This window comes from Xanthomonas sp. SHU 308 (assembly GCF_000364645.1).
Taxonomy (GTDB): Bacteria; Pseudomonadota; Gammaproteobacteria; order Xanthomonadales; family Xanthomonadaceae; genus Xanthomonas_A; species Xanthomonas_A sontii.
Genome location: NZ_AQOK01000705.1, coordinates 1 through 871 on the forward strand (window position 1 = coordinate 1; position 871 = coordinate 871).

Below are 871 nucleotides of genomic sequence, written 5' to 3' on the forward strand. Positions count from 1 at the left end.
CGCCGGCGCGCGCTGGGGCCTGGACGCGGCGCACCGGCAGCGTCACCAGGCGCCGGCCGACGACGCCTACACCTGGCGCTTCGCCCTGGACCGGCTGCTGCTCGGCCACGCCAGCGGCGCCGAGGACGACATCGACGGCGTGGCGCCGTGGCCGCAGCTGGAAGGCAGCGCCCTGGCCACGCTGGACACGCTGCTGCGCCTGCTGCGCGTGCTCGACCGCCACCAGGCGGCGCTGGCCGAGCCGATGCCGCCGGCGCAGTGGCGTGAAGTGCTGCTGGGCCTGCTCGAGGCGCTGCTGCCGCAGAGTCCGTCGGCGCCGCGCCAGCAGCGCGCGCTGGAGCGGCTGCGCGCGCTGATCGACCAGTTCGCGCGCGATGCCGCGCGCGCCGACTACACCGACGCGGTGCCGGCCGAGGTGGTCCGCGCGCACTTCGCCGCGGTGCTGGGCGAATCGGACACGCGCGCGCCGCTGCTCACCGGCGGCATCAGCTTCGGCCGCATGGTGCCGATGCGGCTGCTGCCGTTCCGGGTCATCTGCCTGCTGGGCATGAACGATGGCGACTTCCCGCGGCGCGATCCGGCCGCCGGGCTCAACCGCCTCACCGCCGAACTGGGCACCACCCGCCGCCGCCACGGCGACCGTTCGACGCGCGAGGACGACCGCTTCCTGTTCCTGCAGCTGTTCGCCTCGGCGCAGGAGGTGTTCTACCTGAGCTACCTGGGCGCCGACGCGCGCGACGGCAGCGTGCGCGAACCCTCGCCGCTGGTCGGCGAACTGCTGGCCTGCGCCGCCCAGTACCACGCCGATCCGGCCGCGGCCACGGCGCTGGTCGTGCGGCATCCGCTGCAGCCGTTCGCCGCCGCCGCGTTC

Annotated in this window: 1 pseudogene; it reads left to right on the forward strand. The window is 75.8% G+C overall.

Features of this window, described 5'->3' with window-relative positions:
* A pseudogene (locus tag D588_RS25480) lies at positions 1–871 on the forward strand (exodeoxyribonuclease V subunit gamma); the annotation flags it as partial.